The sequence below is a fragment of the Pseudomonas sp. UBA5666 genome (assembly GCF_002420785.1).
Lineage (GTDB): Bacteria > Pseudomonadota > Gammaproteobacteria > Pseudomonadales > Pseudomonadaceae > Aquipseudomonas > Aquipseudomonas fulva.
The window spans coordinates 537,623-563,708 of record NZ_DIIQ01000002.1; the positions used below are offsets into that span (position 1 = coordinate 537,623).

General features: G+C 61.5%; 24 protein-coding genes. 15 read left to right on the forward strand and 9 right to left on the reverse strand.

Annotated elements, in window-relative coordinates; translation table 11 throughout:
- The first annotated feature begins 124 nt into the window (after positions 1-124).
- Positions 125-2,260, forward strand: coding sequence for a catalase HPII (gene katE, locus B2Y33_RS02800; protein WP_027913244.1), 2,136 nt, complete (start codon positions 125-127; stop codon positions 2,258-2,260).
- A 45-nt stretch (positions 2,261-2,305) separates the two neighbouring features.
- Here the strand turns inward: katE and B2Y33_RS02805 are convergent, their stop codons facing one another.
- The 4 genes from B2Y33_RS02805 to zur all read right to left on the reverse strand — a co-directional run bounded on the left by B2Y33_RS02805 (position 2,306) and on the right by zur (position 5,169).
- Positions 2,306-3,013, reverse strand: coding sequence for a PA5502 family lipoprotein (locus B2Y33_RS02805; RefSeq protein WP_206405050.1), 708 nt, complete (start codon positions 3,011-3,013; stop codon positions 2,306-2,308).
- A 125-nt stretch (positions 3,014-3,138) separates the two neighbouring features.
- The gene (gene znuB / locus B2Y33_RS02810) at positions 3,139-3,921 is read right to left on the reverse strand and encodes a zinc ABC transporter permease subunit ZnuB (protein ID WP_027913242.1); all 783 of its coding nucleotides are present in this window, start codon (positions 3,919-3,921) and stop codon (positions 3,139-3,141) included.
- Positions 3,914-4,687, reverse strand: coding sequence for a zinc ABC transporter ATP-binding protein ZnuC (gene znuC, locus B2Y33_RS02815; protein WP_288632760.1), 774 nt, complete (start codon positions 4,685-4,687; stop codon positions 3,914-3,916). Before znuC ends, znuB begins: the two co-directional genes overlap by 8 nt.
- Positions 4,684-5,169 (reverse strand): zinc uptake transcriptional repressor Zur, encoded by a 486-nt coding sequence (zur, locus tag B2Y33_RS02820; protein WP_027913240.1) that lies wholly within the window; start codon positions 5,167-5,169, stop codon positions 4,684-4,686. Before zur ends, znuC begins: the two co-directional genes overlap by 4 nt.
- 18 nt (positions 5,170-5,187) lie before the next feature.
- On the opposite strand from zur, the gene B2Y33_RS02825 reads away from it, so the two are divergent.
- On the forward strand, positions 5,188-6,141 hold the full coding sequence (locus B2Y33_RS02825; RefSeq protein ID WP_241194854.1) for a zinc ABC transporter substrate-binding protein: 954 nt from the start codon (positions 5,188-5,190) through the stop codon (positions 6,139-6,141).
- Between the two features lie 100 nt (positions 6,142-6,241).
- On the opposite strand, the gene B2Y33_RS02830 is transcribed toward B2Y33_RS02825, so the two are convergent.
- Positions 6,242-7,192, reverse strand: a complete 951-nt coding sequence (locus tag B2Y33_RS02830; protein ID WP_206405049.1) for a homoserine kinase — start codon at positions 7,190-7,192, stop codon at positions 6,242-6,244.
- A gap of 68 nt (positions 7,193-7,260) precedes the next feature.
- Positions 7,261-7,548, reverse strand: coding sequence for a DUF2782 domain-containing protein (locus B2Y33_RS02835; protein ID WP_027913237.1), 288 nt, complete (start codon positions 7,546-7,548; stop codon positions 7,261-7,263).
- A 75-nt stretch (positions 7,549-7,623) separates the two neighbouring features.
- Here B2Y33_RS02835 and polA point away from each other — a divergent pair, with 75 nt between their 5' ends.
- On the forward strand, positions 7,624-10,371 hold the full coding sequence (polA, locus tag B2Y33_RS02840; RefSeq protein WP_028687760.1) for a DNA polymerase I: 2,748 nt from the start codon (positions 7,624-7,626) through the stop codon (positions 10,369-10,371).
- A gap of 298 nt (positions 10,372-10,669) precedes the next feature.
- Here polA and yihA read toward each other — a convergent pair whose 3' ends face one another.
- A complete protein-coding gene (gene yihA, locus B2Y33_RS02845) occupies positions 10,670-11,302 on the reverse strand; it encodes a ribosome biogenesis GTP-binding protein YihA/YsxC (RefSeq protein ID WP_027913235.1) in 633 nt (210 codons plus the stop codon).
- A 228-nt stretch (positions 11,303-11,530) separates the two neighbouring features.
- Between yihA and B2Y33_RS02850 the strand changes: the two genes are divergently transcribed.
- The 7 genes from B2Y33_RS02850 (at position 11,531) to B2Y33_RS02880 (ending at position 18,646) form a co-directional block, all read left to right on the forward strand.
- Positions 11,531-11,803, forward strand: a complete 273-nt coding sequence (locus B2Y33_RS02850; protein ID WP_080992798.1) for a cytochrome c5 family protein — start codon at positions 11,531-11,533, stop codon at positions 11,801-11,803.
- A 31-nt stretch (positions 11,804-11,834) separates the two neighbouring features.
- Positions 11,835-12,452, forward strand: coding sequence for a c-type cytochrome (locus B2Y33_RS02855; protein WP_027913234.1), 618 nt, complete (start codon positions 11,835-11,837; stop codon positions 12,450-12,452).
- A gap of 151 nt (positions 12,453-12,603) precedes the next feature.
- Positions 12,604-13,236 carry a thiol:disulfide interchange protein DsbA/DsbL gene (dsbA, locus tag B2Y33_RS02860; protein WP_206405048.1) on the forward strand — a complete coding sequence of 211 codons (633 nt, stop codon included), beginning with the start codon at positions 12,604-12,606 and terminating at the stop codon, positions 13,234-13,236.
- Positions 13,237-13,247: 11 nt separating this feature from the next.
- A complete protein-coding gene (locus B2Y33_RS02865; RefSeq protein ID WP_027913232.1) occupies positions 13,248-14,102 on the forward strand; it encodes an endonuclease/exonuclease/phosphatase family protein in 855 nt (284 codons plus the stop codon).
- 95 nt (positions 14,103-14,197) lie between these two features.
- Positions 14,198-16,072 (forward strand): GGDEF domain-containing protein, encoded by a 1,875-nt coding sequence (locus tag B2Y33_RS02870; RefSeq protein ID WP_206405047.1) that lies wholly within the window; start codon positions 14,198-14,200, stop codon positions 16,070-16,072.
- A gap of 76 nt (positions 16,073-16,148) precedes the next feature.
- Positions 16,149-16,937, forward strand: coding sequence for an N-acetylmuramoyl-L-alanine amidase (locus B2Y33_RS02875; protein ID WP_027913230.1), 789 nt, complete (start codon positions 16,149-16,151; stop codon positions 16,935-16,937).
- 104 nt (positions 16,938-17,041) lie between these two features.
- A complete protein-coding gene (locus tag B2Y33_RS02880) occupies positions 17,042-18,646 on the forward strand; it encodes an EAL domain-containing protein (protein ID WP_027913229.1) in 1,605 nt (534 codons plus the stop codon).
- A 15-nt stretch (positions 18,647-18,661) separates the two neighbouring features.
- On the opposite strand, the gene B2Y33_RS02885 is transcribed toward B2Y33_RS02880, so the two are convergent.
- Together B2Y33_RS02885 and algB are read right to left on the reverse strand one after the other, a co-directional pair.
- The gene (locus tag B2Y33_RS02885) at positions 18,662-20,428 is read right to left on the reverse strand and encodes a KinB sensor domain-containing domain (protein ID WP_033694889.1); all 1,767 of its coding nucleotides are present in this window, start codon (positions 20,426-20,428) and stop codon (positions 18,662-18,664) included.
- Positions 20,429-20,439: 11 nt separating this feature from the next.
- Positions 20,440-21,786 (reverse strand): sigma-54-dependent response regulator transcription factor AlgB, encoded by a 1,347-nt coding sequence (gene algB, locus B2Y33_RS02890; RefSeq protein WP_027913227.1) that lies wholly within the window; start codon positions 21,784-21,786, stop codon positions 20,440-20,442.
- A gap of 210 nt (positions 21,787-21,996) precedes the next feature.
- On the opposite strand from algB, the gene B2Y33_RS02895 reads away from it, so the two are divergent.
- From B2Y33_RS02895 to gltP, 5 genes are all read left to right on the forward strand, one after another.
- Positions 21,997-22,818, forward strand: a complete 822-nt coding sequence (locus B2Y33_RS02895) for a BON domain-containing protein (RefSeq protein WP_206405046.1) — start codon at positions 21,997-21,999, stop codon at positions 22,816-22,818.
- Positions 22,819-22,991: 173 nt separating this feature from the next.
- Positions 22,992-23,282 (forward strand): hypothetical protein, encoded by a 291-nt coding sequence (locus B2Y33_RS02900; protein WP_027913225.1) that lies wholly within the window; start codon positions 22,992-22,994, stop codon positions 23,280-23,282.
- 34 nt (positions 23,283-23,316) lie between these two features.
- Positions 23,317-23,478 (forward strand): DUF1328 domain-containing protein, encoded by a 162-nt coding sequence (locus tag B2Y33_RS02905; protein WP_023532363.1) that lies wholly within the window; start codon positions 23,317-23,319, stop codon positions 23,476-23,478.
- Positions 23,475-23,945 (forward strand): inhibitor of vertebrate lysozyme family protein, encoded by a 471-nt coding sequence (locus B2Y33_RS02910; protein ID WP_104925684.1) that lies wholly within the window; start codon positions 23,475-23,477, stop codon positions 23,943-23,945. Before B2Y33_RS02905 ends, B2Y33_RS02910 begins: the two co-directional genes overlap by 4 nt.
- A gap of 729 nt (positions 23,946-24,674) precedes the next feature.
- Entirely contained in the window at positions 24,675-26,003 is a 1,329-nt protein-coding gene (gene gltP / locus B2Y33_RS02915; protein WP_023532821.1) for a glutamate/aspartate:proton symporter GltP, read from the forward strand.
- The last annotated feature ends 83 nt before the right edge of the window (positions 26,004-26,086 follow it).

Sequence of the window (26,086 nt, forward strand, 5' to 3'; positions counted from 1 at the left end):
TCTGACCAATCAGAACGCTATATGGCGACAGCTGGTCATCCCGATGGAACGCTCGCTCTTGTGCCCGGGTCACTAACTGGACAAGCCCGATCGGGCGCCCGAAGACTGATGAGGAAAGCCAACCATGCCCAGCAAGAACAAGGATGCGCCGAAGCACAGCGAGGCCGCAGGTACTCAGACCCCGGATCGGGCCAATACCAATGCCAAGTTGCAGAGCCTGGAAGCAGACCGCAGCGATGCCACCGGGCAGGCGCTGCGCACCAACCAGGGTGTGCGCATTTCGGACAACCAGAACACCTTGAAGGCCGGCGACCGCGGCCCCTCGCTGCTTGAAGACTTCATCATGCGCGAGAAAATCACCCATTTTGACCATGAGCGCATCCCGGAGCGGATCGTCCATGCACGAGGCACCGGTGCCCATGGTTATTTCCAGAGCTATGGCTGCCACGCCGAACTGACCAAGGCCGGTTTCCTGCAAGATCCGGAGAAGATCACCCCGGTATTTGTGCGCTTTTCCACCGTTCAGGGGCCGCGCGGCTCCGGTGACACGGTGCGCGACGTGCGCGGCTTTGCCGTGAAGTTCTATACCGATGAAGGCAACTTCGACCTGGTCGGCAACAACATGCCGGTGTTCTTTATCCAGGACGCCATCAAGTTCCCGGACTTCGTACACGCCGTCAAGCCCGAGCCGCATAACGAGATCCCCACCGGCGGTTCGGCCCACGACACCTTCTGGGACTTTGTCTCGTTGGTGCCTGAATCGGCGCACATGGTCGTCTGGGCCATGTCGGACCGCGCCATCCCACGCAGCCTGCGCATGATGGAAGGTTTCGGCGTGCACACCTTCCGTCTGGTCAACGCCGAAGGCGTGGCCCACTTCGTCAAGTTCCACTGGAAGCCCAGCGAGGGCGTGCATTCCGTGCTGTGGGACGAGGCGCAGAAACTGGCGGGCAAGGACACCGACTACCACCGTCGTGACCTGTGGGAAGCCATCGAAACCGGCGACTACCCGGAATGGGAACTCGGCGTGCAGATCGTGCCTGAGGCCGACGAGCACAAGTTCGACTTCGACCTGCTGGACCCGACCAAGATCATCCCTGAAGAGCTGGTCCCGGTCACCCCGCTGGGCAAGATGGTGCTCAATCGCAACCCGGACAACTTCTTCTCCGAGGTCGAGCAGATCGCTTTCTGCCCAGGCCACATCGTGCCGGGCATCGACTTCACCAATGACCCGTTACTGCAGGGTCGCCTGTTCTCCTACACCGATACTCAGATCAGCCGCCTGGGTGGCCCAAACTTCCACCAGATCCCGATCAATCGCCCGGTTGCCCCGAACCACAACAACCAGCGCGATGCGATGCACCAGCATATCGTGCACAAAGGCCGCGCCGCCTACGAGCCCAACTCCATCGACGGCGGCTGGCCGAAGGAAACCCCGCCCGGCCCACGCGACGGCGGTTTCGAGACGTATCAGGAGCGCGTCGATGCGCACAAGATTCGCCAGCGCAGCGACTCGTTCGGTGATCACTTCTCCCAGGCGCGCCTGTTCTTCCAGAGCATGAGCCCGACCGAGCAGCAGCACATCATCAAGGCCTACAGCTTTGAGTTGGGCAAGGTCGAGCGTGAGCACATCCGTGCGCGCCAGGTGAATGAGATTCTCGCCAACATCGACCTGAAGCTGGCAGCAGCCGTGGCGGAAAACCTGGGCCTGCCAGCCCCTAAAGCCGGCACCGTCAAGGTCAAGGGCAGCCAGCTGGCCGAATCGCCAGCCTTGAGCCAGATGAACCATCCGGGCAAGGTCGGGATCAAGGGTCGCAAGATCGCTGTACTGATCGCCAACGGCGTGGATGCCGCCAGCGTCGACAAGATGGTCAAGGCCCTGGAGGCGCAGAGCGCTCGCCCCATGCTGCTGGGCCCGACCTCGGCGCCTGTGAAGGCCGCCGACGGTACGCAACTGCCGGTAGATGCCTCCATGGAAGGCATGCCGTCGATCATGTTCGATGGCATCGTTGTACCCGCTGGCAAGGCGTCCACCGATGCCATGGCGGCCAGTGGCCTGGCCAAGCACTTCCTGCTTGAGGGCTACAAGCATCTCAAGGCGATGGTGCTGACCCAGGAACTGCTTGCAACGTTGGGCCTGAAGGAAGACAAGGGTCTGCTGACCGGCGACGACCAGAAGGCCATGGACGCGTTCGTCAAGGCAGTGGAAGGGCATCGCGTATGGGAGCGTGAAGCGGCTGCCGAAGCGGTTCCTGCTTAAACCCTCCGCGTGTCAGGGGCTGCATTGCAGCCTCTATCCACGGGCCTAGCGCTGGTGGGGGACCAGCACCACCTGAGCGGGCAACGCGCGCTGGATGTCGTGCTTTTGTTTCAGGTCGAAGGTGCTGTCGATCTTGCGAACACGCTTGGCCAGCAATGTCTTCAGCCACGGCGCATCCGCGCTGCGTGGCACCTGGAACACCACATCGCAACCATAATTGACCACGTCGGCGGCGATGTCATCGAGCTGCTGGCGCATGGCTTGGATGTCGGTGGTTTCCAACGCAATCACCGTACTGGGCGCACTGGGGTCGATCACTCGAGCCCTGGGCTTGGCTTCGGCAGCCTTGAGTGCGGCTTCGGCCTTGGCCAGCTCGGCCTTGCGCGCTTGTGAAACGGCATCACCGCCAGTGACCGCCGGTGCCTGTGGCATCAGTGCGCGCGCGCGCGCCAGGGCTGTGACCGCCGCATTCACGTCACCCTTCTGCAACATGATCTGGCTGCGTTGCAGGTAGGCTTCGGCCAGCTCGCGCTGGTATTGCTCGACGCGGCCATCGCCAGGCGACTGCGCTTGCAGGGAGACCAGTTGGTCTTCTGCGGTGGCCAGCTCGTTGCTGGCGATATTTTGTTGCAACTGCTGCCATGCATCAGGCTGGGCAGGCGTGCTGGCCTGTTCGACCGGTGCATGGGAGCACGCGGCAAGGAACAGGGAAAATACGCCAACAAGCAGACAACGGGAGGCAAACGGCTTCATTCCTGCGGCTCTCTATTTGCGCAAAAAGCGAGCAAGTCTACACCCAGGTGCGCACGCTCGAAAACTGGTCTTACAGACCCTTTACTCCGCCGAAGGTTGCAAGGCAGGACTTGGACGCCTGTCGCTCACCGTTTGGGCAGGGCCAGACTCAGCAAGAATAGCACCGCAGCGCACACCACAATGGATGGACCGGCAGGCGTGTCCTTGAACCATGACAAGGCCAGCCCGCCGCAGACCGCTACCACGCCTATGACGCTGGCGCCTACGGCCATCTGCTCGGGAGAGCGCGCATGCCGCTGAGCGGCTGCCGCCGGAATGATCAGCAAAGAGGTGATCAGCAAGACGCCGACGATCTTCATGGCCACCGCGATGACCACGGCGATGAGCAGCATCAGCGCCATGCGCAACGCTGCAACCGGTAGCCCTTCGACCGTTGCCAGTTCTTCGTGGACGGTGACGGCGAGCAAGGGGCGCCACAAGACGGCGATCAGTACGAGTACCAGGGCGCTGCCGCCCAAAATCCAGGCAAGATCGGTCGGGCTGATGGCCAGCAGATCCCCGAACAGGTAAGCCATCAGGTCGATGCGCACGTCGTGCATGAAGCTCAGCACCACCAGGCCCAAGGACAAGGTACTGGGTGCCAGGATACCGAGCAGCGTGTCGGATGCCAGAGGCTGGCGTTGCTGCAAGGTCACCAGCAGAATCGCCAGCAACAGGCAGCCCACGGTGACGGCCAATGTGGGGCTGACATCCAGCACGAAGCCCAGGGCTACACCCAGCAAAGCAGCATGGGACAGGGTGTCGCCAAAGTAGGCCATGCGCCGCCAGACGACGAACGAGCCAAGGGGGCCAGCTACCAGCGCGAGGGAAAGACCAGCGAGCAGGGCGTAGAGAAGAAAATCAGCCATGCTTGCAGTGCGCTCCGTGAACATGGGGGGCTGGGGCGACCACCGAACCGTGCAGGTCGTGACTGTGGTCATGATGATGGTGATAAATGGCCAGGCTGGGTGCGGTCTGGCCGAACAGTTCGACGAATGCCGGGTCACCGCTGACCTGTTCGGGATGACCGGAGCAGCACACATGGCGGTTCAGGCACACCACCTGATCGGTTGCACTCATGACCAGGTGCAGGTCGTGGGAAACCATCAATACGCCGCAACCCAGGCGGTCGCGCAGTCGGGTGATGAGGTTGTACAGCTCCGTTTGCCCTACTACGTCAACACCTTGGACCGGCTCGTCCAGCACCAGCAACTGCGGCTCTCGCAGCAGCGCACGGGCCAGCAGCACGCGCTGCATTTCACCCCCGGACACAGTCTGGATGGGGCTGTCGATCACGTGCTCGGCGCCGACCTCCTGAAGCGCCGACAGGGCCGCCGCGCGATCCACGCCGGGCACCAGGCGCAGAAAGCGCAGCACCGACAACGGCAGCGTGGCGTCGACCTGGATTTTTTGCGGCATGTAGCCAATGCGCAGCCGGGGTTTGCGCCATACCGAGCCGCGGTGTGGCTTGAGTAGCCCCAGCACGGCGCGGACCAGCGTGGTCTTGCCCGCTCCATTGGGCCCGATCAGGGTGACGATCTGGCCGGGTGCGACTGCCAAGTCGATGCTGTCGAGCACGGCCTCCCCGCCATAGGTGACGCCAACCTGCCCCAGGCGGATCAGCGCGTCGCTCATGCCGCGTCCTTGCAGTTGCTGCACACGCCCACGACCTCGACGGTCTGGTTCTCGACCGTGAAACCTACATGCCTGGCGCTGCCGACGATGGCATCGCTGATACTCGCCTGCTCCAGCTCAATGGCGATATGGCACAGTCGGCAAATGAGAAACTGCCCCTGGTGCGTATGCTCGGGATGGCTACAACCGATAAAGGCGTTGAGCGAAGCGATGCGGTGCACGAGACCGTTTTCCAGAAGGAAGTCCAGCGCGCGGTACACCGTTGGCGGCGCCGCGCGACGGCCATCCTGTTCGCTCAGCACCGCCAGGATGTCGTAGGCGCCCAACGGTTTGTGGCTCTGCCACACCAGCTCCAGTACCCGGCGGCGCAGCGCCGTCAGGCGCAGCCCTTGACGAGCGCACAGAGCGTCGGCTTCAGCCAGGGCGCTGTGCACGCAATGGGAATGGTCATGAGGACGGGTGGCCAGCGGCGTAATGGACATGGGCAGAGACGATTCTGGATGGAGACGTTATTATGTTACCTGTTTCTGACGATTCGAGTACCTACTGTGGCCCGATTCCTTACCCTGTTTGTCGCTTTCATCGCATTTTCCGCCCACGCTGACGTGCATGTGCTGACCAGCATCAAGCCTCTGCAACAGATCGCCGCTGCTGTGCAGGAAGGCGTCGGCAGCCCTGAAGTGCTGTTGCCGCCGGGTGCCTCGCCTCACCATTACGCACTGCGTCCCTCGGACGTGCGCAGGGTCGCGGAGGCGGATTTGCTGTACTGGATAGGCCCGGACATGGAGGGCTTTTTGCCCAAGGTGCTGACCAGCCGCAGCAAGACGACCGTTGCGGTACAGTCGCTGCCGGGCATGAAGCTGCGTCACTTTGGCGAGGACAGCCATTCCCACGACGAAGACCACGACGACCATGACCATGATCACCGCCCAGGCAGCCTGGATGCGCACTTGTGGTTGTCTTCGGTGAACGCCCGGGTGATCGCCGGGAAAATGGCCGCCGATCTCGCCAGCGTGGACCCTGCCAATGCCGACCGCTACACGCGTAACCTGGCGACCTTCACCCAGCGCCTGGACGCGCTCGACACCCGCATCAAGGCTCGGGTGGCGGGTGTGGCAGGCAAGCCTTACTTCGTGTTCCACGAGGCCTTCGATTATTTCGAGGCAGAGTATGGCCTCAAGCATACCGGCGTGTTCAGCGTGGCGTCTGAAGTGCAGCCCGGCGCTCAGCACGTGGCCGCCATGCGTAAGCGGCTGCAGGAAGTGGGCAAGACTTGCGTCTTCAGCGAGCCGCCCTTGCGCCCCCGGCTGGCCGAAACCCTGACAGCCGGTCTGCCGGTGCGCCTGGCCGAGCTCGATGCGCTGGGTGGCACCGATCCGGTGGATGCGCAAGGCTACGAGCGATTGCTCGACAAGCTAGGGGGCGACTTGGCGAGCTGCCTGGAGCAGCTGTAAAGGTACGCTGCGGCTGCATATCTGGGTTGGGCGCCCGGGGCAGCGCCTGATGCCTTCTGCCCCATGGGCAGGCGCACAGGGCCTGCCGCCAGGGTTTGGATCAGAGGGCGAACGGCAGCTTCACGGCCACCTGCTGGCGCTGCGCCAGGCGCACCTCGAACTCGCTTGGGTCGTGGATCATCACGTCCATGCCAGCAAAGGACTCTGCCGCGATCAAGCGAGACAGCCAGAACCGCACGCAGGCAACGCGCAACATCTGTGGCCAGAGTTCGGCTTCGGCTGCTGTGAACGGCCGTAATGCGGCGTAGGCGGCAAGCAAGGCCTGGGCGCGCGGTACATCGATGCCGGCCTGCGCATCCAGGCACCAGTCGTTCAGGGTAATGGCAATGTCATACAGCATCGGCCCCGAGCAGGCGTTGTAGAAGTCGATGACTCCGGACAGATGGGTGCCTTCGAACATCACGTTGTCGCGGAACAGGTCGGCATGCAGGTTCGCCCGGGGCAGTGCCAGGATCTGCGCCTGATGGGCGGCGATTTCATCCAGCGCCGGTTGCAGCAGGCTCGCCTGCTCGGCGTTCAGGCGCGGCAGCAGTTCAGCCCCGGCGGCCAGCATCCACTCAAGGCCTCGGTCCGTGCGGCGCTCGATGATGTGTTCACGGGTGGCCAGGTGAATGTGTGCGAGCAGTTCACCGACCTGGGCACAATGCTGGGCATTGGGCGCCTTGATGTGTTTGCCCGAGAGCCTGGGTTGCAGCAACGCCGGCTTGCCGCACAGTTCGCGCAGGCCATGGCCGTCACGGTCACGAATGGCGTAGGGCACTGGCATCCGGACCGTGTGCAGGGTATCGAGCAGCTCGATGAAGAACGGCATGTCCTCGCTGGGCCCACGCTCGATCAGCGTCAGCACGAACTCCCCCTGTTCGAGGCTGACGAAGAAGTTGCTGTTCTCGGTGCCGGCGGCGATACCCTGGAAATCGAGCAGGCGACCCAGCTCATAAGGTGCCAGAAAGGTTTCCAGCTCAGGCCGGGTCACGGGGGTGAAGACTGACATGATGAAAGATTGCCCATGCAGGCACTTCTGGCCGAAGTGCCGGGTTGATGTGAACGGTGCGCGTCAGATTACCACTCGAAGATCTTCCAGGACGGAATCAGCATGTCCGGCTGGTCGGAACGAATGAAATTGCCATCGGAGCCATCGGCGCGTACCAGAAAGTAAGGCTTGCCATGTTTGGGCGTGATCTTGATCGCATACAGGAAGCCGTTTTGGCGATATTCCTGGATGGTCTTGTCGCCTTCCGTGCGAATGGTCACCTCGGGATCGGCCGAGGGCGCGTCATCCGCCGCCAAGGTAACGACGGGCAGACCTGCCATCAGGCAGAGCAGTAACAGGCGATTGAGTGTACGCATGATAACCTAGTCCCTTTGTCGTCAATGATTCTGGCTATTCTAGCGCCGGACCCGTCGAAAAGGTTGATTCTGCTCATGAGCCAAGCGCCCCTCGTCCTCGTGGACGGTTCCTCCTACCTTTATCGCGCCTTCCATGCCTTGCCCCCGCTGACCACGTCCAAGGGCATGCCAACCGGTGCGGTGAAGGGTGTGCTCAACATGCTCAAGAGCCTGCGCAGGCAGTACCCGGACAGCTTGTTCGCCGTGGTGTTCGACGCCAAGGGCGGCACGTTCCGCGACACCCTGTTCGCCGACTACAAGGCCAACCGCCCCAGCATGCCTGACGATCTGCGGGTGCAGATCGAGCCGCTGCATGCCAGCGTCAAGGCCATGGGCTACCCACTGTTGTGCGTCGAAGGGGTCGAAGCTGACGATGTCATCGGTACCTTGGCACGCAGCAGCGCGGCGCTGGACCGGCCGGTCATCATTTCCACCGGCGACAAGGACATGGCGCAGCTGGTCGACGGGCACATTACCCTGGTCAACACCATGACCGGTAGCGTGCTGGACGTGGCTGGCGTGCACGAGAAATTCGGGGTCGGCCCCGAGCACATCATCGACTTCCTGGCGCTGATGGGCGACAAGGTGGACAACATTCCAGGTGTGCCAGGTGTGGGTGAAAAGACCGCCGTCGGGCTGTTGACCGGGATCGGCGGGGGGCTCAGCGACCTGTACGCGAACCTGGACAAGGTGCCTGCGCTGCCCATTCGAGGCGCCAAGAGCCTGCCCGCCAAGCTTGAAGAACACCGTGAAGCGGCTTTCATGTCGTACGAGCTGGCCACCATCAAGATCGATGTGCCGCTGGACATCGAAGTCGATGCGCTGGTGTGCGGCGAACCAGACCGCGAGGCGCTGCTGGCGCTGTATACCGAAATGGAGTTCAAGAGCTGGATTGCCGACCTGCAGCGCGATGCGGCTCGGGAAGGGGACCAGTTGCCCCCGGTAGAGGCCCCGGCGGCCATGGTCGAGGCCCGCTATGAAACCATCCTTGACCAGGACCGCTTCGACGCCTGGCTTGAGAAACTGCGCCAGGCACCGCTGTTCGCGTTCGATACCGAAACCACCGGCCTCGATGCGCAGCGCGCCCAGCTGGTAGGGATTTCCTTCGCCGTCGAGCCCCATGAAGCGGCCTACGTCCCCTTGATGCACGACTACGAAGGCGCCCCTGCCCAGTTAGACCGTGAGGCCGTTCTGCTCGCGCTCAAGCCCTTGTTGGAGGACCCGGCAAAAGCCAAGGTAGGCCAGAACGCCAAGTACGACATCAACATCCTTGCCAATGGTTCTCCCGCGATCCAGGTGCAGGGGGTGGCCTATGACACCATGCTCGAATCGTACGTGTTCAACTCGACCGGCACGCGGCACGACATGGACAGCCTGGCGCAAAAGTACCTTGGGCATACCACCATTGCGTTCGAGGACATTGCAGGCAAAGGTGCCAAGCAGCTGACCTTCAACCAGATCCATCTGGACAAGGCCGGCCCCTACGCGGCCGAAGATGCCGACATCACCCTGCGCCTGCACCAGGCATTGCAGGCGCACATGGCCAAGACCCCCAGTGTGCAGCCGGTGCTCACGGACATCGAAATGCCGCTGGTGCCCGTGCTGGCCAAGATCGAGCGCCAGGGCGCGTTGGTCGATGCGGCGCTGTTGCACGTCCAGAGCGGTGAGCTGGGTGTGAAGATGGCCGAGCTGGAACAGCGGGCCTTCGAACTGGCTGGTGAGGAATTCAACCTGGGTTCGCCCAAGCAGCTGGGCGCGATCCTGTACGACAAGCTGGGCATGCCGGTGATCAGCAAGACGGCCAAGGGCCAGCCATCGACGGCAGAAGCTGTGCTGGACGAGCTGGCCGAGCAAGGGTACCCACTGCCTGAAGTGCTGATGCAGTACCGCAGCCTGAGCAAGCTCAAGAGCACCTACACCGACAAGCTGCCGGGGCAGATCAACCCTCGCACGGGGCGAATCCACACGTCGTATCAGCAGGCAGTGGCGGCCACGGGCCGGTTGTCGTCCAGTGACCCGAACCTGCAGAACATTCCGATCCGCACGGCCGAAGGCCGGCGAATCCGCCAGGCCTTCATCGCAAGCCCTGGCTACAAGCTGCTGGCCGCCGACTATTCCCAGATCGAGCTGCGCATCATGGCGCACCTGGCCAAGGACGAAGGCTTGCTGCACGCGTTCCAGAACGATCTGGACGTGCACCGGGCGACGGCGGCCGAAGTATTTGGCGTTGCGCTCGAACAGGTCACCCATGACCAGCGGCGCAGCGCCAAGGCGATCAACTTCGGGCTGATCTACGGCATGAGCGCCTTTGGTCTCGCCAAGCAGATCGGGGTGGACCGCAAGCAGTCCCAGGATTACATCGATCGTTACTTCACACGCTATCCAGGGGTGTTGGCCTACATGGAGCGTACCCGTGCCCAGGCCGCAGAGCAGGGGTTCGTGGAAACCCTGTTTGGTCGCCGGCTCTACCTGCCTGATATCAACGCCAAGAACCCAGCCTTGCGCCGGGGAGCCGAGCGCACGGCGATCAACGCGCCGATGCAGGGTACGGCTGCCGACATCATCAAGCGCGCCATGGTCAATGTGGACAACTGGTTGACCGAAAGCGCACTGGATGCGCGGGTGATCCTGCAGGTGCACGACGAACTTGTTCTTGAGGTGCGCGAAGACCTCGTGGATCTGGTGAAAGATGAAATTCGAAAGCACATGAGTCAGGCGGCGCAACTGGACGTGCCGTTGCTGGTCGAGGCCGGTGTGGGCGCAAACTGGGACGAAGCCCACTGATTGCGCGGGCCAAGGGGCGTTGTGGTGCGGTTTGCCGTCACAGTCGCCCTGGGCTGTCACAACCGGTTTCATGAAACTGTCGCAAATAGTTCCAGGCCCCAGGAACTAAAGCAGTGAACTGCAACTCAGAGTACCTGAATGGCTGGTGAAGCCGTTCGATGCTCCTATGTTGTGTTAAGTGTTGGCAGATATCCGGACCCCGCCCTAGCGGTCCGGGCTTGGACCCCGAACTTCCCCCTCCCCATACGAAGTCCGGGGTTTTTTTTGCCTGAAATTTGCCTGGCGCGGGCCTTGGCCCTCAGGCGACAGGCTTGTCTTCGAGCTCCATCCAGTCGGCCAGCACGCGGTAGGCGTCTTCAAGGCCCAGGCGCTTGGGGGCCGAGAACAGTTGGATGGTCACGCCTTCGCCCCAGCCTTTCCTGATCTCCGATTGCACCTTGAGCAAGGTGTTCTTGGCGGCGCCATGGGTGAGCTTGTCGGCCTTGGTCAGCAAGATATGCATGGGCATGCCGCTGGCCTTGGCCCAATCGAGCATCATCTTGTCGAAATCCGTCATCGGGTGGCGGACATCCATCATCAGGATCACGCCACGCAGGCATTCGCGGCTGCCCAGGTAAGCTTCCAGGTGGCGCTGCCAGTGCTGCTTGAGGGGGATGGGCACCTTGGCGTAGCCGTAGCCCGGTAAGTCGACCAGGCGGCGTTCGTCATCCAGGCTGAAGAAGTTCAGCAACTGGGTGCGGCCGGGCGTTTTCGAGGTGCGGGCCAGGCTGGCGTGGGTCAGCGTATTCAGCGCGCTGGATTTACCGGCGTTGGAGCGGCCGGCGAAGGCCACCTCGTAACCCTGGTCGTCCGGGCATTGTTCGACCTTGGCAGCGCTGAGGGCGAATTTGGCTTTCTGGCACAGGCCGAGGATGGGGTTCTTGACTTGCATGGGATATCCGATGTGGTGATGCCAGCCCCCTGTTGAGCGGGGCCTGGCAAGCGGTGTCGTTTCCGTTTGGGTGGCGGAAGTATATAATGCCCCAGTTTTTGTGTGCTCTTTCTCCCGGCTTTGGGGAACGAGCATGGGGTGTCGAACATGAGCTTGCGCATTAGAACGCAGCGCGGCCCCCAACCCTGAACGTCATGGCGCAATACGCAATGGCCGCTTGCTGTCGGTCTGTTCCTGCCGGTTTTCAGCGCACAGGCTACACAGGATTCCGAGGTGTTGTACAACCGCGTGTGCGCGGCGGGTACAGCGAACGCCTGCTCCATGAGCCCAGAGGGGCGATCGGGCAACCTGAATCCTGATCTGGCGCAATGCATGAATATCTCGGCACGGCACAATGCTCAGGGTTTCAAGGCTATGCCGCCGCGTGGATTGTGCATGGACTGCAGTGCCGAGGACTACCGTCTGGTCATCCTTTGGATGAATGGCAGTCCCGATACATAACATTTCACCCCTAGCCGTGTTGGATTAGCTGATGAACAAACTAGTCGTGAGTCTGCTGTTGAGCCTGGGTGTCGCAGGTGCGGCCACTGCTGCGCAGCCCGTCAAAGGCGATGCCGCCGCAGGTCAGGCCAAGACGGCCGTCTGCGGGGCCTGCCACAACCCAGATGGCAATAGCCTGGCACCGAACTTCCCCAAGCTGGCAGGTCAAGGCCAGCGCTACCTCGAAAAACAAATGCACGATATCAAGTCCGGCAAACGCGTCGTGCTGGAGATGACCGGCATGCTGGCCGGTTTCAACGACCAGGACCTAGCCGACATTGCGGCATATTTCGCTAGCCAGAAAAGCAGCGTGGGCGCGGCCGACCCTGCGCTGGTCGAGCGCGGGCGTGCGCTGTTCAACGGTGGCGACCTGGACAAGGGCATGCCGGCCTGCACGGGCTGCCACTCGCCTGACGGGGCGGGTATCGCACTGGCCGGGTTCCCTCACCTGAGCGGGCAGCATGCCCAGTACGTGAGCAAGCAGCTGACGGACTTCCGTGAAGGCAATCGCACCAACGATGGGGATGCCATGACCATGCGCACCATCGCCGGGAAGCTCAGTAACCATGACATCGAGGCATTGGCCAGCTACATCCAGGGCCTGCATTAATGCCCGGTTAATGTTGAAAGCCAAAGATGAAAGGGCGGCGCGGCTGCCCTTTTTTTCGTCCGCAGCCGTTACACTACAGAACTAGAGCCCTTCCCGGCCTGTCTCAATCCAGGTCGTGCCGTGGCGACCCATGACTGCTCAGGAGTAAAGCATGCGTAAACTGATTCTCAGCGCTGCGCTGGTCGCTGCCAGCGTACTTGGTATGACTTCCGTTCAGGCCGCAGAGCCTGTAGCCGGCAAGGAGTATGTCGAGCTGAGCAACCCGGTTCCGGTTTCCGTGCCTGGCAAGATCGAAGTGGTCGAGTTGTTCTGGTATGGCTGCCCGCATTGCTATCACTTCGAGCCTGTCATCAACCCGTGGGTCGACAAGCTGCCCGAGGACGTCAACTTCAAGCGTGTGCCTGCCATGTTCGGTGGCCCTTGGGATGCCCATGGCCAGATGTTCCTGACTCTGGAAGCGATGGGCGTCGAGCACAAGGTGCACGCGGCGGTATTCGACGCCATCCAGAACCAGCACAAGCGCCTGACAGATCCAAAAGACATGGCCGCTTTCTTGGCAACGCAGGGGGTGGACAAGGACAAGTTCCTGGCCACCTATAACTCGTTCGCCATCAAGGGCCAGGTCAACCAGGCGAAAGAACTGGCCAAGAAGTATGAAATCACTGGCGTTCCCAGCATGGTGGTCAACGGTAAGTACCGCTTCGACCTGGGCACCGCTGGCGGACCAGAGGGCGTCCTCAACGTGGCCGACCAGCTGATCGACAAGGAGCGCGCTGCCAAATAGGCAGCGCAACCATGCCTCGCCTACGGGTCACGCGCGGCGTTGCCCTGCCCCAGCCGCAGGTCAACGAGCATCACTTGCAAGCCCCCGGCTTGCCAGAAGATGGTCGTCTGCGGCTGCTCAGCTTCAACATCCAGGTGGGCATTAGTACCGAGCGCTATCGGCATTACCTGACGCGCAGCTGGCAGCACCTGCTGCCGCACACTGGCCGAGCCAGCAACTTGCAGAAAATCGGTAAGTTGCTTGGGGACTTCGACCTGGTGGCCCTGCAAGAGGCGGATGGGGGCAGCTTGCGCTCGGGCTATGTCAATCAGGTCGAGCATCTGGCCCAACTGGGTGCCTTCCCCTATTGGTACCAACAGCTCAATCGCAACCTTGGGCGCTTCGCTCAGCACAGTAATGGCGTACTCAGTCGCTTGAAGCCTCACCAACTCGAGGATCACCCACTGCCTGGCCCAGCAGGGCGCGGGGCTATCCTGGTGCGCTTCGGCGAGGGTGAGGATGCGCTGATCGTAGTCATGATGCACTTGGCCTTGGGCGCCAAGACCCGTGCACTGCAGCTGGCCTACATCCGCGAACTGATCGGCGGGTATCGCCATCAGGTGTTGATGGGGGACATGAACACCCATGCTACCGACCTGCTCGAGCATTCACCGTTGCGCGACCTTGGCCTGATTGCGCCTCAGGTGGAGGCCACCTTCCCCAGTTGGCGACCACAGCGCTGCCTGGACCATATCCTGCTCAGCCCGAGCCTTACCCTGGAAAGAGTCGAAGTGCTGGCCCAGCCGATTTCCGACCATCTTCCTGTGGCCGTCGAGATCCGATTGCCTGATGCATTGACTGTGGATACGCTGCCGGCCTTGAGCTGAATCAACTGACGCCTCGCTTGCCCTCAAGTGTCCCGGGCACGCGCCGACAGTGTGTATCAGACAGCCCCAGTTGTATCACCCGTGCGGACACAGGCATGACCGAAGAAGCCGAGCGCTGGAAAGAAAAATACCTGATAAGCATTGAGCAACAGGAGAAGCTCGAACGTCGCTGGGAGGCGCGCCTGGACTTGCTGCGCCGAGGCCTGGTTCGCAGTACGTTAGCCGCTGAGGGCAGCGACAAGGTCGTCGACCAGTGCATGAAGGAAATGCGCGAGGTCATTCGCAGTGACAACATGGATGCCGGGCTTGCCGGCCTTATCCCCCGTCTTGAAAAAGCGGTACTGGAGTCTGAGCAGCGCCGCGAAACCCGCATGAACCAAGTGGGCGATGCGCTGACGGCACTGGTCGATCAGTTGCAAGGCCTGCCGTTGACCAGCGATGTCTCCAGGCCGTTGAAGAAGCTTGCCAAGCGGCTGGAGGCCGGTGTCACCCAGTCTCGCGATCTGCCGCCGCTGCTGGGGGAACTCAGTGGGCTGCAAGGGCGTGCGCTGGCCGCGCTGGACAGGCCCGAAGCCAGTTCGCGGGGCGGCTTTTTGCAGCGGTTGTTCAAAGGTCGCGATGACCTGGCGCCTGTCGAGGCCGCCAGCGAGCAGGCGCCGGGCCTCGTCCCTGCTGCCTCGCAGCCCCTGGTTCAGGAAGCGTCCATTGTCCCTCAGCACGATGGGCATGAGGACAGCGATGCGTCCCCGTCACTGATCGAGTCTGAACAAATGTCGGGTGGCGAGCCGCCGCCCGTGCCCCCGGCACCTGGTCCGGCAATGGACGTGCCATTGCAAAGTGGGGGTGAGGATGATTCGACCCCTTTGGCTGATGTCCCGTTGTCTGACCAAGAGGCCTATGCCCTGCCCTACGCAGTCGAGCCGCCATACAGCCAGGTGGCCGCCCATATCGAGCAGACGCTGCTCGGTCTGCTGGATGACCTGAGCCTGCCGGACCGCCACAAGGCGCAGGCGCAGGCGATGCGCGAACGGGTGGCGCGCGGCATGAACTGGTACGAGTTGATTCCGGTGCTGGATGATCTTGCCGTGTTGTTGCTGGCGATCACCGACAGCGGCCAGCATGAGTTCGAAACCTATCTGCAATTGCTCAATGAGCGGCTCGAGGGTTTCCACGGCCACTTGCAGGCCGCCAGCGCAGGTCACGCCGACAACAGCAGTGCGGCACGCGAACTGGATACGCAATTGCGTGAGCAGGTGGACGGGCTGCAAACCGACATGCAAGGCGCCGCAGACGTATCGAGCTTGAAGCACCTGCTCGAAAGCCGGCTCGAAGGCTTGCTGATGACGATGGACCAGCACCAGCACGAGCGCGATCGCCGCGAGCAGGCGCTGGCTGGGCGTCTGCAGGGGCTGTCCGAGCGCGTGGCCAGCATGGAGCAGGAAGCGCTGGGTTACCGTGAGCACCTGGAGGAGCAGCGGCAGAAGGCGTTGCTCGACCCACTGACCGGCTTGCCCAATCGTGCGGCCTGGAGCGAGCAAATCGAGCGCGAGATGCAGCGCTGGCAGGAAAACGGCGGCGACTTGGCCATGGCGATTCTGGACCTGGATCATTTCAAGCAGATCAACGACGGCTATGGGCATCTGGCCGGTGATAAGGTACTGAAGATCGTGGCCGAACAGTTGCGCAAACGGCTGCGGGGCCAGGATTTCATTGCCCGCTTCGGGGGCGAGGAGTTCGTGCTGCTGCTGCCCGACACCTCGCCGGCAGACGCGTTACAGGTCGTCGAAACGATGCGCCTTGCCGTAGAGGCCTGCCCGTTTCACTTCAAGGGGGAGCGGGTGGTGGTATCCACGTCCATCGGGCTGAGCGCGTTCAGGCCTGGCGAGGTGGCCGATCAGGTGCTCAAGCGTGCCGACGTAGCGCTTTACCGTGCCAAGCAACGGGGGCGCAACTGCGTGGAGCAGCACTGACCGAGCGCCTGGCAAGGGCGAGCGCAGATGCGGGGAGAGCGTTATACTGTAGCGCTCATTCGCTGAGGCCACTGCCGTGCTTTCCACGCTGAAAAAATCACTGATCACCCTGCTGCTGCTGACTGTCGCCGGTTGCTCCACGGGCTTGCGCATCGACCGCAGCCACCCGTCAGCCAACCAAGACAACCGCATTCAGTTCGTGGTGCTGCACTATACCAATGCTTCACTGGAGCGCTCGTTGGCGTTGCTGACCCATGGCGAGGTCAGCAGCCACTACCTGATCGGTGATGGCCCCGCAACTGTCTACCAATTGGTGGATGAAAGCAGGCGGGCCTGGCACGCTGGCGACAGCCAGTGGCAAGGCAGAACCTGGTTGAATTCATCGTCCATCGGTATCGAGATCGTCAACGCTGGCTTTACCGATACGCCTGCCGGGCGGGTATGGCACCCCTACAGCGAAGCGCAGATCCAGTCGCTGATCGCGCTGCTCAAGGATATCGTCAAGCGTAATGGCATCGAGCCTCGGCACATCATTGGCCATAGCGACATCGCCCCACTGCGCAAGCAGGACCCCGGCCCGCTGTTCCCGTGGAAACGTTTGGCCGACGCCGGCCTGGGTGTGTGGCCTGACGCCTCTAGCGTGGCTCGCCAGCAGGCCTACTTCGAGGTCAATCCTCCTACGGTTGGATGGTACCAGCAGGCGCTTGCCCGATTTGGCTACGCCATCGAGCAGACGGGCGTGCTCGATGTCCAGACTCGGCACGTGATCGCGGCGTTCCAGATGCGCTTCCGACCTCAACGCTTCGACGGCCAGCCCGATGCGCAGACGGCCGCCATGCTCGAGGTGCTCAACCGCATGCGGTAAAGCGTTGACGGCTGCCGTTTGGTCCTCGCGCAAGCGAAGCGCTAAACGGCAAAGGTAATTGTCCATTGAGTTGCTATACCTTGGTAATCAACTGGATGCCTTCGATGCCTGATCGCCTAGCGGCCTTGCGCCAATTTTTCTACCGCCCCTGGATGCTTGCCGCTTTGGCGGCAATCGCCAGTGCCGCCCTATTGCTAACCGCCAGCATCGCCATTGCGTTGCAGCAGATGAAGCAAAGTGAAAGCGAACAGATGAATGCTCAGGGCGAGCGTTTTCTGGAACGACTGGAACAGGTATTCGGGCAGTTGCGCGAAGGTGTGGACTTATTGGAGACGCAACCTTTGCGTGGCTGCGGCCCCGCCATGCTGACGGCCTTGCAGCAGATCGGCTTGAGTTCACGGTTCATCTACGAGGCGGCCTATGTCGACGGTAATGTTGCCTGCTCGAACCGAGGTGACGAGCGGGCTTTCGTGCCGCTGCGCCCGCCAGACATCAAGGGGCCGGTCTACAGCTACTGGCTCAACACCACCACCGAGCCCGACGAAAACCTTGCCGCCCTGATGTTGGGGCGTGGCCGGTTTCTGGTGTCCACGTCCCGTGGGCATCTGACCGATGTAGTGGATTTGCCTCCGGGCGGGAGCTTGTTGGTCGTGCTGGACAACGGTGCTCGGGCGATCCCGGTGCTGGGCCCGCCCCAGGTGTGGCCACCGCCTTCTGTGTGGTCGACCAGTCACAAAACGTTGCTGGAGTTCAGCGATCGTCTCATCTATCGCATGCCCACCAAGTCTCCTGATTACCAGTTGGTTCTGATTGCACCACGCGCAAGTCTCCCCCTGCGCATGAATGGCGCCCTGTGGCTGCTGTTTCCAGGCAGCGTACTGGGAGCTTGTTGCATTGGCTGGCTGGTCCTGCAATTGGCTCAACAGCGACGCTCCATGAGCTCCGAGCTTCAGCAAGCGCTGAGTCGTGGCCAGCTGCAAGTGCTCTACCAGCCGATTTTCGAGCTCGACAGCAGGCGCTGTGTCGGCGCCGAGGCATTGGTGCGCTGGCGTCGTCCCGATGGCAGCCTGACCAGCCCTGAGCTGTTCATACCGCTGGCCGAGAATACCGGGCAGATCCGTGAAATCACCGACTTCGTCCTGCGACGCGTCCTTGAGCAACTCGGCCCTCTGTTGCGCTCAAGGCCCATGCTCTACATCTCGGTGAACCTGGCGGCGTGCGACGTGATGGTTCCGCGTGTTGGGGAAGTGGCGGCGCGCCTGCTGGCGCTGCACCGGGTGGCCCCGAGGCAGATCGCCTTCGAGGTGACCGAACGGGGCCTGATCGATGTGGTGGTGGCGCGCGAAAACCTGCAAGCGTTGCGCGCCGAGGGCCATCAAGTGCTGATCGACGATTTCGGCACGGGTTATTGCAGCCTGGCCTACCTTCAGACCTTGCCCGTGGATTGCCTGAAAATCGACAAGGCATTCATCGATGCGCTGGGCCACGATGCCGCCAGCAGCGGTGTGGCACCCCATATCATCCGCATGGCCCACGACCTGCATCTACGGGTGATCGCCGAAGGTATCGAGCGTGAGGACCAGGCGCTGCTGCTGCTTGGCGAAGGGGTGAAGTACGGCCAGGGCTGGCTGTTCGCCAAGGCCCTGACGGCCCGGCAGTTTGCCGAGCTGGTCACGCGGGATAAGTTGCCACGGGGCAGACAGGCCTGACAGGCCTTGCGAGCGTCAGACCGGCAGGGCCAGGTAGAACTGGGTACCTTCACCTGGTCGCGAGAAGACGCCCATGCGCCCACCGTGCAACTGCACGATTTCCTTGCACAGGGCCAGTCCCAGGCCGGCCCCGCCCTTCTTGCGGCCCACTTGCACGAACGGCTCGAAGATGCGGCCCTGCTGACCATAGGCGATACCCTCGCCCGTGTCCTCGACACTGATGATCACGCGTTCGGCATGGCGGCGCGCATGCAGGCGGATGCGCCCGCCCTGGGGGGTGTGCCTGACCGCATTGTGCAGCAGGTTGTCCAGCACGCGGTCGAGCTGAGCAACGTCAGCCTGGATGCGCGGCAGTGGCGGTTCCAGGGCCAAGACCAGTTCGATCTGCTTCTGGCCCGCCTGATCGGCGAAGCGCAATTGCGCCCGCTCCAGCAATTCATCGATGGCACAGGGCGCCAGCTCGAGCTTTTGCAGACCGCTTTGATAGCGGCTGAAGTTGAGCAGGTCGTTGATCAACTGGGTCAGGCGCTGCATTTCTTCGCCGATGGTTTCCAGCAGATCGTATTCACGCGCTTCCTCGGGAAACTTGACCCGTTCGCGCAGCAAGCCGAACGCCATGTGCATACCGGTGACAGGCGTACGCAGCTCGTGGGAGGCGCGTAGCACGAACTCGCTGCGCACCCGCTCGAAGGCACGCTGTTCGGTCACATCGTGCAGCACCATCACGGCGCCCAGGATCGGGCCCTGAGGATGGCTGACGGGCGTCAAGCTATAGGTCAGCAGACGCGTTTCCTCGTCAACGTCGATGTGAAGGTCGTCCGGTTGACGGTCCAGACTGCCGCCGCGTAGCACCTGGCACAGTTGCTGTTCCAGTTCAGGTCGTTCCAGGGCTTCGGCCAGGCTGCTGCCAACGCGGCTGTCGTTCCAGCCCAGTTGGCGTTGAGCAACCGGGTTCAAGTGCTCGAGCAAGCCCTGTCGGTCGATGATCAGCAGGCCATCATCGATACTGTCGAGCACGGCTTGCAGGCGCTGCTGCCCGGCGAGCAATTCGTCGACATTGGTGGCCTGGTGCTTGCGCAGGGCGTCGGCCATGATCCCGAAGCGACGCGTGAGCTGGTTCAGTTCGCTGGCTTGAGTGATCGGGAGTGTGACATCGAAATTGCCCTTGCCCAGCTGATCGGCTGCCTTGGCCAGGGCCTCGATGGGCTGGCCGAATCGGCGGGCAATGTTGTGGGCCGTGATGAAGCCCAAAACCAGGACCACCAGGCCCATCAGGCCCAGCACGCCGCCTACCAGCAGTGCGCGGGCACGGCTTTGTTCTTCGCTGCGAGCGATGTTGGCCAGCGCTTGTTTGTGGGAATCGATCAGGTCGGTACGCACTTGATTGAATGCGGCGCCCAGTGGCTGGTCCACGGCCAGGCTGCGCGAGGGCGCCGGGGTGGCGTGGTAAGCCTCGAGAAATGCCTGGTAGTGGTCGCGGGCTTCGCTGAACCCTGGCCGCTGGCCACCGTCGGCCAGGCCTTGGTCGAGCAGGCGTTGGAAGTCGTCTTGCAGCGTTTGCAACTGACCTGGAGCCGTGTCCGTATCCAGCAGCAGGATAAGCTGCTCACCCAGGTTCTGGCGTAGCTTTAGCCCTACATCCAGCGAGTGGTTGGTGTCGCGAACCAGCGCCTGCTGGGCCGAAGCCATCTGCAGGACACTGACCAGGCCGAGTAGCAACCCCAACAGGGCGACCGTGACCAGCGCCGAGATGCTGAGAAAGAGCCGCGTGCGCAGCTTCATGGTCGGCCACTTCACAGGTTGTACTGCTTACGCTTGCGATACAGGGTCGATGCGTCGATCCCGAGGGTCTTGGCGGCTTGGTCGAGCGTGTCGCTGGCGGCCAGCACAGCGCCGATGTGCGCGCGCTCAAGCTCATCCAGGCTCAAGGCGGCCCCTACGCGCGGCGCGTTGCTGGCCGGTTGCTCGCCCATGCCCAGATGGCTGATCTCGACCTTTTCCTGGGGGCAGATGATGCTGGCCCGCTCGATCACGTTACGCAATTCGCGAATGTTGCCCGGCCAGCGATAATTGAGCAGCGCTGCACGTGCTTCCTCACTGAAACCGCGGGCCGGCCTTGAGTATTCCTTGACGAAGCGCGCCAGAAAGCGGTCGGCAAGCGTGAGGATGTCTTCACTGCGCTCGCGCAGGGGCGGCAGGTGCAAGGTAATGACGTTCAGGCGGTAGAGCAGGTCTTCGCGGAAACGACCCTCGCGCACCATTTCTTCAAGGTTGAGGTTGGTGGCGGCGAGAATGCGCACATCGGCCCGGCGGGTGACCGGGTCGCCAACACGCTCATATTCCTTGTCCTGGATAAAGCGCAGCAACTTGGGTTGCAGGGTCAGGGGGAAATCACCGATTTCATCGAGGAACAAGGTGCCGCCGTCCGCCTGGTTGACTCGGCCAAGGGTGCTTTCGCTGGCGCCGGTAAAGGCCCCTCGCGTGTGACCGAACAATTCGCTTTCCATCAGCTCGGCATTGAGCGACGGGCAGTTGATGGTCACGCAGGCCTTGCGTGCGCGCTTGCTCCAGCCGTGGATGGCGCGAGCCAACTCACCCTTGCCGGTCCCGGATTCGCCCAGGATCAGGATGTTGGCATCAGTGGTTGCCACCTGGCGGGCTGTTTCCAGTACGACCATCATGGCCGGGCTGTGGGAGTCGAGGCCATCCTTGGGCTTGCGCACTTCGCCTTCCAAGGCTTCCAGGCGGGCGGAAAGCTGGCGCACCTCCAGTTGCTTGGCTGTGGCCAGGCGCAACTGGTCAGGACTGCAAGGCTTGACCAGGTAGTCGGCGGCGCCGGCCTGGATGGCATCGACCGCTGTATCGATGGCGGAGTGGGCGGTCACGATGACTACACGCATCCACGGCGCCTGAACGCGCATCTGGGCCAACACGTCCAGGCCATTGTCTTCGCCAAGGCGCAGGTCAAGGAAGCACAGGTCGAACACCTGGCGCTGCAGCAGGCTCTCCGCCTGAGTGGCGCTGTTGGCGGTCGCCACGCTATAGCCCTCGTCTTCCAGGCAGTAGCGGAAGGTGCGCAGGATCGCGGACTCGTCATCCACCAGCAGAATGCGGCCTTGCTTGTCCTGGGCTGATTCCATGTACCTGCGCTCCTTTGGGAAATATCTTTGTTTAGTGTGGGAAAAATCGGGCAAGTTGCATGGTCAATTCTGAAGGATTCTGCCCTTTGCACGCCAGCGAGTCGACCAGCATGCTCAAAAGTCCCGGGGACTGGCGATTTGCTTAGAGAGGGTGGTTGGCACATTGGTTGCGAAGAGTTTCAGATTTTGCCTACAAAAGGAGAGTACGACATGCCCTTCCCCTTTCGCGCGCTTGCGCTAGCGGTCAGTTTGCTGCCCTTCGTCGCTGTGGCGAGTGGAGATCCTGTTCACGATGCTCGCTTGGAAGGTTCGCTGCAGACGGCAGTGTCCCTGAACCGGATCCTCAACCCTTATCGGATCACCGTTGAGGTCGACGGCGCATCGGCGCGTTTGGCTGGGGAAGTCGAAAATGAGGTTGAGCGCCGTTTGGTCGAGGAAGTGGCCTTGGCCACTTCAGGTATCGAGAAGGTCGACAATCAGGTAAAGGTCAATCCTGAGCTGGTTGAGCGACCGCTGGCGTTGCGAGCCTATGCCCGGCGCACGGAAGACGTGACGCTGACGGCGGTCATACGGTCACGGCTGTTGTGGAGCCGCCTGACCGATAAGGCATCTATAGAAGTGCAAAGTGACAGCGGTGTCATCACGCTCCGGGGTCGGGTAGACAATCCCGAGGCCAAGGAGCTTGCGGGCGTCGTGGCACGTACCACCGAGGGGGTGTACCTGGTCAACAACCTGATCAGCCTGGACACCGCCGCCATGATCAAAGCCAAAGGCCAGCCCGTGGATGCCCCGAGCGGACCACAGCCAAGCGATGCCTGGATCGTGGATAAAGTCCAAAGCAGTTACAGCTTCAGCCGCAACCTCGACGGGCTGAATCTGAAGGTGGTGAGCCAGGATGGCTTGGTACGACTCTCCGGCGAAGTCGTTAGCCCCGAGCAGATAAATATCGCGATGGACATCGCCAGGCAGATCATCGGAGTACGTGGCGTAGATGCCGACATGCTCAAGGTGGCAACCAAGGTTGAGGGGTGATCGTGCATTTCGCACGGCCCCCCAGGGTGCATCGTGCAGGATACGTGGTAGGTCCTAATGGTTCAATCTTTTAAATCATTGAAAAATAAGGATTTTTTCTAATTTGAAAGCTGGCACGCAGGCTGCAATTCCTTGTTCAAGTCTGGACAAAAATTACAGCAGGAGAAGCCGGCATGAACCGCCCATCTGTCAACCGTTTGCAAGTTACCGCCCTGCCACTGCGTCAGATCATGTCGCTTGGCATCGCGGTCATGCTGACCTTGGCAGCAGGGCTGTTCTACTACAGTGTGCAAACCGCCCGGTTGGCCGATCAGGTAGCGGCGCAAACCGCCCTGCTGTCGCAGATCCAGAACACCCGCGCCAGTAACCTCGTTCAGGCAGCCGAGCCGCTGCCATCGAAGGGTAAGGCCGAGTCCCCTGCAACCGTTGAACATGTCGTACCACAGGACCGTTGGGTGTTCTGATCACCCTGCTTTTGAAAAACAAAGGAGAATCACCATGCTGAGCTGGGCTATCACTTTCCTCATCATCGCCATCGTCGCTGCAGTTCTGGGCTTTGGTGGTATCGCTGGCGCTGCAACGGGTATCGCCAAGATCCTGTTCATCGTCTTCCTGGTTCTTTTCGTGGCTTCGTTCTTCTTTGGACGCGGTCGCAGATGAGCAGGCTGTTGCGCAATGCCGTAGCTGGCGTTCTGATGATGAGCGCCACTGCAGCAGCGTTGGCGGCCAATGATGGCCAGCAACGCGTCGATCAATTGCTGGGTAGCGATGCCGAATACCGGGAATCTTGGCAGGATGCTGTCAAAGGCGAAGAACGCCTGCCCGATTGGGTATTGAACCTCACGGGGAGTTCGCCTCAGCAGATGTCGGCGGTCACGGAAGACGGTAATAAGTACCTCGTGGGCCCGCTCTGCGAAGCCGCGGAAAAATGCACTTACAAGCGTTTGATCGTGGCATTCAGCTGGGACAAGGATGACGCCTACGGGATGCTGGTGGAGGTACCGGAAGGCCTGCCCAGCGACAAGTCGCCTACCCGCCATGCGCAGTACCGGTGGCTTGGCGAACCTGATGATGGCATGAAAGCCCTGCTTCAGGAGCAACTCAAGCAGGACCCGAACTGGTACTGAGTCGCAAGACCAGTGTGGTTCAGGTCTGGCACTGTCATGAAATAGAAGCTGAACGGCCGTAGGCTTGCAGCCTTCTATGATGCGCCGCTCCGAGGAGGAGCAGCACATGACCAAGGGGCCGGGCTGTTCTGATCGCTACAGGATCGGAGTGGCCTAGGGGTACAGGGAGTGCCTCCACCTGTTGGGCCGGGTCAGGTAAGGCAGAATCGGAAGTTCCAGGTCAGTAGAGCCCTGAACGATCTTCAGGGTGGACCTGGCTTCCGAGGAGCCATCCAAATATCAGTGCACGATGCACGAATTCCCTCTCGGGACACATTTTGTCTCAACCGCATGTCTTTTTTTTCCTCAGCCGTGCTATCAATACGAGCTGCGTTTGAAGCATTCGGATTGTCGAACAACCTGATTTTTCCTACGTGCTTTTGCGACTATTCCAGCCGCCATTTGGCGTTTATGTCCTATTCGGGTTTCCGAACGGCGCACCGCATGTCAGTTATTTCCCTCGAAATGCCTCCACTTTCCCATGCTTGATCGGTATGGGGTATGCGTTTCCGGCATTAGATTTCCCTCTTTCCCATCGCAATAGTTGCGGCCTTTTTCGCCGACCGAGCCCTGCGCTCGTCTGCGCTGTCCTTACAACACGTCGCTGATCGGCGCATTCGCCCCGGGGTTGTTTCCACAGTTTTCCGGTAGCCGTTAGTTGACATGACCACTACAACAAAGGGTAAAGACATGAAGAAGGCAAAACTGAGCCTCGCCTGGCAGATCGTCATCGGTCTGGTCTTGGGCGTTGCAATCGGCGCGCTCCTGAACCACTTCAGTGCGGAAAAGGCCTGGTGGATCAGCAACGTCCTTCAACCTGCTGGTGATATCTTCATTCGCCTGATCAAGATGATCGTGGTCCCGATCGTGATCTCGTCGCTGATCGTGGGCATCGCTGGGGTTGGCGACGCCAAGAAGCTTGGCAGTATTGGCCTGAAGACCATCCTTTACTTCGAAGTCGTCACGACCATCGCCATTGTCGTGGGCCTGGTGCTTGCCAACCTGTTCCATCCGGGCGCCGGCATCGACATGAGCACCCTCGGCACCGTGGACATCTCCAAGTACCAGGCGACCGCCGCCGAGGTGCAGCATGAGCATGCCTTCATCGAGACCCTGCTCAATCTGATTCCGTCGAATATCTTCGCGGCGCTGATGCGCGGTGAGATGCTGCCGATCATCTTCTTCTCGGTCATGTTCGGCCTTGGCCTCTCCAGCCTGCAAGCCGAGCTGCGCGATCCGCTGGTACGCACCTTCCAGGCCGTATCGGAAACCATGTTCAAAGTCACTCACATGATCATGAAGTACGCGCCGATCGGTGTGTTCGCGCTGATCGCGGTGACCGTTGCCAACTTTGGCTTCAGCTCATTGCTGCCACTGGCCAAGCTGGTCCTGCTGGTGTATTTCGCCATCGCCTTCTTCGCCTTCATGGTGCTGGGGCTGGTAGCGCGCCTGTTCGGCTTCTCGGTGATCAAGATCATGCGCATCATGAAAGATGAGCTGATCCTGGCCTACTCCACCTCAAGCTCGGAAACCGTCCTGCCACGGGTTATCGAGAAGATGGAGAAATACGGTGCGCCCAAATCGATCTGCTCGTTCGTGGTGCCTACCGGCTACTCGTTCAACCTCGACGGCTCTACCCTGTACCAGAGCATCGCGGCCATCTTCATCGCCCAGCTCTACGGCATCGACCTGTCGTGGAGCCAGCAGCTGCTGCTGGTACTGACCTTGATGGTGACCTCCAAAGGTATTGCCGGAGTACCGGGTGTTTCGTTCGTGGTACTGTTGGCCACCCTGGGTAGCGTGGGTATCCCGCTGGAAGGTCTGGCGTTCATTGCCGGTGTCGACCGCATCATGGACATGGCCCGCACGGCACTCAACGTGATCGGTAATGCCCTGGCCGCGCTGGTCATCTCCCGCTGGGAAGGTATGTACGACGCAGCCAAGGGCGAGCTGTACTACGCCTCGCTGATCGCCGAGAAGCCTGAAGCTGCCATGGTGGGTGAAGCAGCCAAGCGCTGAGGCCAAGCCTGTTGGACACAAAGCCCCGACATGTCGGGGCTTTTTGTTGTCTGCGGCATCTACACTCACGGCGGGCCGCAGCC